2 protein-coding genes are annotated in these 997 nt (G+C 71.9%); both read right to left on the minus strand.

The window, feature by feature from the left end:
- Positions 1–196, minus strand: a 196-nt coding sequence (locus tag AC1DU6_RS32770) for a response regulator (protein WP_477862449.1), incomplete at its 3' end; no start/stop codon positions are given.
- Positions 193–997: sensor histidine kinase (locus AC1DU6_RS32775; RefSeq protein WP_477862451.1), on the minus strand; the 805-nt coding region annotated here is incomplete at its 5' end. The genes AC1DU6_RS32775 and AC1DU6_RS32770, both read right to left, overlap by 4 nt.

Genomic DNA, 997 nt, shown 5'->3' on the forward strand with positions numbered 1-997 from the left:
CCTGCAGCAGTTCCTCACCATCGCCGTCGGGCAGGCCGAGGTCGAGCAGCACGGCGTCCAGATGACCGGCGTGGGCGAGCTGGGCCATCGCGTCGGCCAGGCTGGCGGCGGTCAGCACCTCGTAGCCCTCGACGACCAAGGCCTCGCGCAGCGTCACGCGCAGTTCGCGGTCGTCTTCGACAAGCAGCAGTTTCACGTCGCGGCCTCCGGCAGCTCAGGCGCGTCGCGCAAAGGCAGGCGCAACTCGAAGCTGCAGCCACCGTGGCCACGCGGGCGCAGGCTCAGCACCCCCTCGTGCGCCTCGGCAATCGCGCGGCACAAGGCCAGGCCCACGCCCGAGCCCGGCGGGCGCTGAGCAAAGGCGGCCAGGTCGCCGCGCTGGAAGGCGTCGAAGACGCGCTCGCGCCAGGCCGGGTCGATGCCGGGGCCGCGGTCGCGCACGGCGAACATCACTTCGCTGCCAAGGCGGCGCACGACGAGTTCGACGACGGCTTCGGCCGGGCTGTACTTCAATGCGTTRTCGATGAGGTTGTCCAGCAGCTGCGACATCAGGGCCGCATCACACCACAGCAGCGGCAGCTCCGGCTCGATTCGCGCCTTCACGCGTTCACCGTCGGGCCGGCGGCGCACGCGGCGCAGCGCGGCGCCGACGATCTCCTCGGCCGACTCCCAGTCGCAGCGCAGCGCCACGCCGGGCGCGCCCAGGCGAGCGAGCTGCAGCGTGTTGTCGGTCAGTCGCACCAGGCGGGCGGTCTCGTCGACGATGCGGCTGGCCAGCTCGCTGCGTTGCGCCGTCGTCAACCGGTCCCCCTGGGTCTGCAGGGCAGAAGCCGAACCCATGATGGTGGCCAGCGGCGTGCGGTAGTCGTGCGAGATCGCGGCCAGCATGGCGTTGCGGGTGGACTGGGTCTCGGCCAGTTCCGCCGATTGCCGGGCCTCATCCTGCACACGGCGGCGCTGCAGGGCCAGGCCCATCTGGTCGCACAGGGCCTGGGCG

It is taken from the genome of Roseateles sp. P5_B10, assembly GCF_056400485.1.